The organism is Leptolyngbya sp. GGD (genome assembly GCF_026735145.1).
GTDB lineage: Bacteria > Cyanobacteriota > Cyanobacteriia > Leptolyngbyales > Leptolyngbyaceae > Leptolyngbya > Leptolyngbya boryana.
In genome coordinates this window covers 68,317-75,908 of the sequence record NZ_JAPQKE010000014.1, presented here as the reverse complement: position 1 = coordinate 75,908, position 7,592 = coordinate 68,317, and the positions used below count along the sequence as shown (strand labels likewise).

Annotated in this window: 9 protein-coding genes; 4 read left to right on the top strand and 5 right to left on the bottom strand. The window is 44.5% G+C overall.

All coding sequences use genetic code 11. The features are described 5' to 3' along the window. Positions 1-98: 98 nt before the first annotated feature. From OU814_RS30700 to OU814_RS30685, 4 genes are all read left to right on the top strand, one after another. Entirely contained in the window at positions 99-404 is a 306-nt protein-coding gene (locus OU814_RS30700) for a hypothetical protein (RefSeq protein ID WP_268243222.1), read from the top strand. Positions 405-406: 2 nt separating this feature from the next. Continuing rightward, positions 407-1,351 (top strand): DUF4231 domain-containing protein, encoded by a 945-nt coding sequence (locus tag OU814_RS30695; RefSeq protein ID WP_268243221.1) that lies wholly within the window; start codon positions 407-409, stop codon positions 1,349-1,351. Between the two features lie 194 nt (positions 1,352-1,545). Further along, on the top strand, positions 1,546-1,872 hold the full coding sequence (locus OU814_RS30690) for an Imm1 family immunity protein (protein ID WP_268243223.1): 327 nt from the start codon (positions 1,546-1,548) through the stop codon (positions 1,870-1,872). 59 nt (positions 1,873-1,931) lie between these two features. Further along, positions 1,932-2,318 carry a hypothetical protein gene (locus OU814_RS30685; protein WP_190652688.1) on the top strand — a complete coding sequence of 129 codons (387 nt, stop codon included), beginning with the start codon at positions 1,932-1,934 and terminating at the stop codon, positions 2,316-2,318. On the opposite strand, the gene OU814_RS30680 is transcribed toward OU814_RS30685, so the two are convergent. The 5 genes from OU814_RS30680 to OU814_RS30660 form a co-directional block, all read right to left on the bottom strand. After that, positions 2,310-3,410, bottom strand: a complete 1,101-nt coding sequence (locus OU814_RS30680; RefSeq protein WP_190652687.1) for a saccharopine dehydrogenase family protein — start codon at positions 3,408-3,410, stop codon at positions 2,310-2,312. The genes OU814_RS30685 and OU814_RS30680 overlap by 9 nt on opposite strands. 203 nt (positions 3,411-3,613) lie before the next feature. Further along, the gene (locus OU814_RS30675) at positions 3,614-4,816 is read right to left on the bottom strand and encodes a glycosyltransferase family 4 protein (RefSeq protein ID WP_268243220.1); all 1,203 of its coding nucleotides are present in this window, start codon (positions 4,814-4,816) and stop codon (positions 3,614-3,616) included. After that, entirely contained in the window at positions 4,813-5,925 is a 1,113-nt protein-coding gene (locus OU814_RS30670; protein ID WP_268243219.1) for a glycosyltransferase, read from the bottom strand. Before OU814_RS30670 ends, OU814_RS30675 begins: the two co-directional genes overlap by 4 nt. A 4-nt stretch (positions 5,926-5,929) precedes the next feature. Beyond that, positions 5,930-6,853, bottom strand: a complete 924-nt coding sequence (locus OU814_RS30665; RefSeq protein ID WP_268243218.1) for an FkbM family methyltransferase — start codon at positions 6,851-6,853, stop codon at positions 5,930-5,932. Beyond that, positions 6,846-7,592 carry a class I SAM-dependent methyltransferase gene (locus tag OU814_RS30660; protein WP_268243217.1) on the bottom strand — a complete coding sequence of 249 codons (747 nt, stop codon included), beginning with the start codon at positions 7,590-7,592 and terminating at the stop codon, positions 6,846-6,848. Before OU814_RS30660 ends, OU814_RS30665 begins: the two co-directional genes overlap by 8 nt.

Sequence of the window (7,592 nt, the reverse complement as noted above, 5' to 3'; positions counted from 1 at the left end):
AAACTGGCTCATATTCAGATGCTGTTGCATTTTCTGCGAGGGCAACCGCCAAGAAATGTCTACTTGTCTTTAGAACAATTTGTCAATAGCCAATATCGATGAATAGCTCCCTACTAGAACGCCTCGCAACTGCATCGACTGACGAAGAACGTACCTGGATTTTGACGGAAAGTGCTATTAGTAGCTTAGCGCCAGAATTACAGCAAGTTACGTGGGCGCTAGCTATTCCGCATTGGGTAAATTTACACACTTTAGAAGTACTCTGCCCAGAATTGCTAGATGAAGCTTTAGAGCTATACTTAAAGTTTATTGAATTGTCTTTTGTAGAGAAATTTAGAGAGGAAGCATTCAGTTCGATCAACTGGCGCACCATTGGTATAAAACGGCTCAGCTTTCAAACCTAGCGATGCTTTTGCAGTATGCACAGGAACATCTACAAGCAAGTCGATTGGCTCCTGGTGCCTGCGAGATTCTGTATAAATGGTATGTCAGAGCAAATAGCCAAATTTATCAGAACAAAGAAGCCCTAACACTTCTTCAGCAAGCTCTGCATTTTTATCGTAATACACGCAACTATCTTGGCGAAGCAAATACCTTAAAAGAGATTGGCGAAAGACTTGAATCTTCTAACGATTGGGAAAGTGCTTTACAGCATTACCATATGGCAGCACAGTTATACCGTGCTTCTAATGCTCACCTTGGCGAGGCACAGGCTTTGACAGCAATAGGTGATATTTGGCAGATGCGTGACAATCGGAGGAAAGCAATAAGATACTATAGAAGTGCTCGTAAGCTTCATTCAAAATTCAATAATAACCAGACGCAAGAACCTTATGATATAAGATTCAGAAAAAACTTTAGACAAATCATTGATTCTCTAGATTTAGAGTTACAAGCTAGAGATTATCTACAACTACGATGGTTGGAACAAGTTCTCCAAATGGAAGCACAGGTACAGTCAATGAAACGTCAGCGAAGACGCTTAGCAATAGTGCGAGCTGTTTCAGCTACTTCGCTGGCGATTCTGTCGTTACTCAGCGTAGGTCTAGATATAAAATCAAAATTTCATTCCCGGCTATTTACTTTGACTATCCTTACCATCAGCATACTATTTTCAATGACGACTGTGCTCAATGAATACTTCGGATTTCAGAACCGTATATTACGCTACAGTGGCGTAATTGAACTACTTAAAATGCAAGGATTGCAATTTTTCCAGTTAACAGGCTTATACCACAATTATAAAACTCATGCTGAGGCTTTAGAAATTTTCAGTGAACAAGTTGAAAGAATTATTGAGCAGTACTCAGAGATTGATATTGATAGGTTCTCGAATGAATTTCATGCATAAACTCCTCTAGACAACTCAGTTTGATCAGAGATAGACCGATCGATTTACGCCAGTGCATCATTGATGCCTATGAAGTCGAAGAAGGAAATCAACGCGAACTGGCAAAGTGATTTTGAGTCAGCCTGGTCTGCATGTGGAACTTGAAGGTAACCGAACATAGTGACTCAGTTAAACCTGCTCGGACTTAGGAAGAAATCGAAACAACAATTCGATTGCTAGATGAACGCCACAAAACGTTAGTTACTCTAGAAACAGAGGATGAAACACACCTGGCAGTCGGCGGAGGTCAAGGAAAGTACCTCGTGTATTTGACGTTTGATAATGAAACATTTTACTATTTGAGCGATTCATCCAAGCAGGACGAACAAGAAAATTTAGTCGTGAGCGGGCAATCAGGGCTCTATCCTGCCAAATACTGCGTGCCCCTTACAACAGCTTTGAAGGCAGCTAAAACATTTGCTGAATTTGGCAAGATGGAGGAGACACTGGCTTGGAAGGAGAAGAGGCATTTGAGCTTGTGAGTTGATTTTCACGCTTCAGCTTCGTTATCTTGTTTACAGCGTTTGTCCGGTGTAGAGAGATGTCGATCGATTTAATTGTCTTCAGCGTCACGATTGATCCAAGTGCGATCGCGGGAGCTTGTCTTTGGGCGCTGGCGCTGTATTTGGGATTTTCACCTGTCGGGGATTGGGTGATCGAACAGTTAAATCGTTGGTTTAACTATGCCGAACGATCGCTGTATTCGTCGATCGAGGAATTTGAACGAACGAGAGCAGCTAGAGAAGCTCAAAATGCTTTTTATGCATCAATTCTGAGCATTCTTCCTTTTTTGGGAGCAGGCGCGCTGTGTAACTTTGGCGTTGAAGCAGGTTTAGGCAAAAGTTGGGCAATTAGCGTCGGAATTTTAGCCTGTATGGGATGTGGAATTTACGAATTAGGTCGGCGCGATGGTCAAAAATCAGATTAATTCTTGATGAATTTCAATGCCTCGACGCTGCATTGCGCGATCGAACAATTCAGTAGGCAATGCTTGCTCGATCGCCCAAACTCCTGGTTTTTTCAATTCACCAGAGAGCAGCATTTCTGCAACCGTTCCCGTCCCAATTCCTGCCGAAACCGCAGTATCCAAGTGCGTCAAGGTTGAAACACAGCGAGTCGGTTGACCGTTCTTTTCTCCGGTCACTTCCGATCGAATTGCCACCCCAATGCCGCTAAAACGATCGCTCACATCGGTCATAAAATGGCTGACATAAGATAAAAACTCGATCACGGCTTTCGTTTGCAAAAGCTTCGGATGCCACCAGCGAGCCACGCTCCAAGTCAGATAGTTATAAAACTGGGGAACCGTGGCGAATTTTGTAACCACTGTTTTCACTGGGAACGTATCGGGAAGCGTAAATGCTTCTGGCATATCAAACCAGTAAACGCCGACTTTGCCGTATTTCGGGAAGTCAATCACTTCTCGATCGCTATAAGGCTTCACCGTTTTCCAATCGCCATCGATCCAAGCTTCAAACGGGCGCTGTAATCCAAGAAATGTCGTTCGCATCACCGTGACACCTGCACCCCCAGAACCTGCAACCACATAACTTAAATGAATTTTCTCTGCATGATCAAGCTGTTCGACATCACGTCGCACCATGCTATTAGAAATACCAGGGAAAATACCTGTGTTAATCACAGCCGTCACGTCAGCAGATTCAGCATTGGCACGATATGCTAATGCCTTGCGCGTGAAAGAAGGATGATCACTGACATCAATATAGTTAACGCCTTCGTCAATGCAAATTTGCAAGACGCTGGCATCGCGATAATGAAACGGTCCGGCACAATGAACGACTAGATCGGCTTGCGAAACTGCCGCTCTCAGGTCTGAGGGAGCCGTTAAATCGATCGCTTTAAATTGAGCGCGATCACCCAATTGCTGACAGATTGAGTTGCCTGTAACCAGATTGCGTCCAGCGATCGTAATGTTGGCTGAGGTATGCGCGATTAGGTCTTCGGCAACTTTACTCCCGATGCGCCCACTGCCACCGAGGATCAGAACTTGCTTGGTCATGAGGCTTCATAACATCTCCGCTTTTCATTGTAGGAGAGATGAGGCACGTCACGTCTCTGCTTTTGAGGGTAGAAGAAACGATTTGTTAGCAACCATGCAATGCAGAGTGCTGGATAAGCCGTCGATCGCTGAATAGGTCTTTCTTTGGCGCAAAAATTCATCCAAAAGACTTCTTAGAAATGATTTTGCAGAGTTCATGAAATTTAGAAGATGCAGAGCGTTTGATTGAGTCCACCCCAGCGATCGTAAAGAGTCAGCAATTCATCTGCCATGCGATCGCGATTAAATTTCTCGATCGCAGTGCGTCTTGCATTTCGTCCTAGCTCTTGTCGCATCTGCGGATTCCGAATCAGTTGAATCAAAGCTTGTGCAAGTGCTTGAACGTCTCCAGGCGGAACTGCGATCGCATCTTCATAATTGTTGACCAATTCTGCGGCTCCTCCCGCATTTGCAACAATCACTGCTTTTCCAAATGCCATCGCTTCTGCAATCACTAAACCGAAAGGCTCTGGTTGAGTACTTGCATGGACAACAATATCTAGGTTTTCATAGATAGAAACTGTATCTGGCTGAAATCCAACAAACTCAACAACCTGTTCTAGCCCTAGCTTTGCAACATTGGTCTGTAGTTCTTCTAGCGAAAACTGTGAGCCTTGGGTGCTGTAGATAGGCGCACCGACAATCTGAAATTGAATCGCCACCCCTCGAATTTCTGACATCACTTGTGCAGCAGCTTTCAGAAAAATGTCATGTCCTTTCCAGCGTGCAAACGTCGCGACTAAACCAATCCGTAAAACCGGCGATCGCTTTCCTTCAATCCGAAAGTATTGATGATCAATCGCTGGATAAATCACTTCAATCGGGACTTGCATTAAAGCTTGAGCATCATTTTTCACGGCCTGAGAAAGCGCGATCGCTCCAGTTGCAGATCGATTCAACCTCTGGAGAACTTTCGCCATAATTGGGCGCGTACTATAGAAATCTTGAATATGCCAGATCACTGGGCAATTTAGCTGACCAAGTAATCCAAGTAAAGCATGAGCTTTAACTCCGTTTGAGTGAATCAGATCCGGTTGAATTCTACGAATGAGTTGCTTTAATCTTTTTAAGTAGCTGAGAATAGCACTCAGCGATCGCATAATTTGTAAGAATGTTTTGGCTTTCTTAGCAAATCGGAATTCTCCTTTGAGATGGCTATCTCCAATCCGACTCATCACAGTAGGCATCGATAGACAAATCACTTGCACACCGAGCGCCTCTGCTGCCTCAATCAAAGCACCCGATGATCCGACAATTAAAGTAATCTCAGCATTCGGTTGCCGCGATCGCAAAGCCGCGATCGAACTCAGTAAAATTCGCTCTGCACCACCAATAAACCCAACTTGATTAAAGAACAGTAGTTTCATCGTGCTCCTAATTGTAAGTAAGCTTGAGTAATGGCTTTCGTGTGAGTTTGCCAAGAGTATCGGCTAGCTTGAGCGAGTCTCAATGACTTCTCTGGTGTTCGTTGCCCGACTAATACCGCATCTACCGTTTCTACCCAAGTAGCAATCTCACCGACTGGGCAATAAATGGCTGCTTCTCCCCCCACTTCTCGCAACACAGGTAAATCGCTGACAACTGCGATCGCACCACAAGCTAACGACTCAATCACAGGCAAGCCAAAGCCTTCTGCCTGACTAGTGACGAGAACAGCCGCAGATCGACGATAAAGTGCAGCAATTTCATGAGTTGACAGGTTATGAAACTGAATCAGACGAGAGCGAATCTCTAGACGATCGAGTTGTTCATTCTGCTCTGAAGTCCAGTCTCCGCCGACTTTGACTAATCGCAAATTGGGATGTCGATCGCGCAACTGTGCAAACACATCCAGTAAAACATCAATTCGCTTCCGAGGAATACAGCTTCCCACATGCAAAATGAACGGAAAGTCTGCTAGTTCTGGAAACAGCGATGGTGCTGTCTCAATCGGAGAAAACTCTGGAGAAATGCCATAAGAGGCTTGGATTAGACGATTAGGATCTACTAACTGATAATGTTCAAGTTGCTGTCGAACCGAAGCCGTCGAATAGAAGACGATCGCTGCTTTTTGCAATCCATCTAAAATTCGCTGAGACATTGCCCGATACCAACCGGGTCGAGGTTCCTGTCCTGGGTCAATCAGCGATCGAAATGCATCAATATCATGACAATACACTCCTGTCCGCTCTGCGGGAAGTTCGTGCACTAACTGAGCATAGCTATGATCACACACATGAAAAATATCAAATTGCGATGCTAGCCTTTTCACATAGTTTGGATAATCCCAAAAGCGATTCAGTAAGCGATCGCTATTAAAGGCAACTTTTCGACCTCTTAACTTCGGGAGACGAGCCACTCGATGATGAAAAGGAGGACGGATCGGATCAAGTTGCCATCTGCGATCCATACGCCAATGGCTCAACAGCATTTGAGCACAGAGATCCATACTGTGCCATTGTTCTTCGGGATAGTCACAGAGTAAAGCAGCACGCATGAATTTAACCTTTTACTCCCAACTTTGCTAAAGTCTCCACACTTGTCTCTGCTGGAATCAGTAAAACATCTTGCAAAGTGGGTGTGATAGTTTGGACGGGAATAAAACAATCTCGCCCGATTTGCTGATAGAAGTGATAGTTCCAAGACGAGAAAAATTCTGCAACATCTAGGAAAGAGTAGCCAAACTGCTGACACCAGTCAGGGTTAAACTCACCATAGATAATCGGGCGATGAGTCGCTAGAAATTTTTGTCCGCCTCTCAGAAACTCAAGTTCGGCTCCCTCAATATCTACCTTGATGAAATCGCAGGTAGTAATATTGTGCGTCCGCGCAAGTGCATCTAAGGTTGTGATTGGGGCTGAACAATTAGATTCAACAACCGTTGCTGTATTGCCTTGACACAGAACAGCATTTCCTGTTGTTGAGAGTTCATCTGTCCCTTTACTCAGGTGAAGTTGAATCCATCCAGTTTCATTGCCCAATGCAGTTTGGAGTGGGAAGACTGTTTCTTCTAGATGATTGAGTTGAATGTTATAGACTAAACGATCGTAGTTTGGGGACACGGGTTCAATTGCCCAAAGCTTACCGCCTAATGTCTTCAGTTTTCGACCTAAGGAAATTGAGTAAAAGCCAACATTCGCACCAACATCTAAAACAACGCTATCTGGCTGCAAAATTGAAGCAAAACGTTTTAGCAGCCCTCCGTCATAATCTCCGGCAAAAAAAGATCTTTGTTCGGTAAAGCTTCTCAAATCGATGCGCATTAAACTTCCATCTCGAAGCTTAACTTCAACCAGACAATCTTGCTCATTCTGATAGTCCGTCAGCAATGGAATGAGGACTGGAGCCAAACGATATTTTCCTCGAAAGTAAGGTAAAGCTCTAAGCGGTGCCGCAATTGAATTACGAACAATAGACCTAAGCATTTTCAGCATCCTCTCGACTCTCAACAGTATCTACTTTCTGCAGTACAACACAGATTCGGTAAGAAGTTTGACCATAATCGATCGAGTCATCCCAATTGGCAATCCGCTCAAATAATTGGCGAATGGGATGCTCACTTAAGTTCTTTCGATAAAAGAACCAGCTCAACCAATCCATCAGAGGATACAGAAACAAGCCGCCCCGCCTGACGGTGATAACTTTCCAACCTGAACCTGCAATTGCGATTAATTCTTCCAATGTGAAATGCTCATGCCATTCAACTTGACAACCCCGACACTCATATACACTATCGCGGAGTCCACGTTGAACCACCCAGCGATAAAGCGTTGGTAGACAATAGCGAATGTTGTTCGAGTCCATCCAGGCAAACCAACCCTGATGTGGAGTACTTAAGATTAGCTGTCCGTCCTGTCTCAGTACTCGTCGGATTTCTTGCAAGCTGATCACTCGTGATTGAGCTGGAATATGTTCTAAGACTTCCAAGCAAGTGATACAGTCAAAGGATTCTGCAGCAAAAGGTAAATCTTCTGCTGACGTATGATGCAGATCAATTCCAGGTAGTTGACGTTGTGCGATCGCAAGTGCGGTTTCATTAATTTCAACCCCTGCAAGCTTCAATCTCGGCATTGCTTGCTGACAGGTTTTGAGAAAAGCACCAACATTACAGCCTACATCTAAGAGCGATAGACTTTCCGGGCGAATCCAAGTGGTTGCTTGCAT

Coding starts and splice junctions, on each gene's coding strand:
- OU814_RS30700 (WP_268243222.1), top strand. CDS start 99: ATGAATAGCTCCCTACTAGAACGCCTCGCAACTGCATCGACTGACGAA.
- OU814_RS30695 (WP_268243221.1), top strand. CDS start 407: ATGCTTTTGCAGTATGCACAGGAACATCTACAAGCAAGTCGATTGGCT.
- OU814_RS30685 (WP_190652688.1), top strand. CDS start 1,932: ATGTCGATCGATTTAATTGTCTTCAGCGTCACGATTGATCCAAGTGCG.
- OU814_RS30680 (WP_190652687.1), bottom strand. CDS start 3,410: ATGACCAAGCAAGTTCTGATCCTCGGTGGCAGTGGGCGCATCGGGAGT.
- OU814_RS30675 (WP_268243220.1), bottom strand. CDS start 4,816: ATGAAACTACTGTTCTTTAATCAAGTTGGGTTTATTGGTGGTGCAGAG.
- OU814_RS30670 (WP_268243219.1), bottom strand. CDS start 5,925: ATGCGTGCTGCTTTACTCTGTGACTATCCCGAAGAACAATGGCACAGT.
- OU814_RS30665 (WP_268243218.1), bottom strand. CDS start 6,853: ATGCTTAGGTCTATTGTTCGTAATTCAATTGCGGCACCGCTTAGAGCT.
- OU814_RS30660 (WP_268243217.1), bottom strand. CDS start 7,592: ATGCAAGCAACCACTTGGATTCGCCCGGAAAGTCTATCGCTCTTAGAT.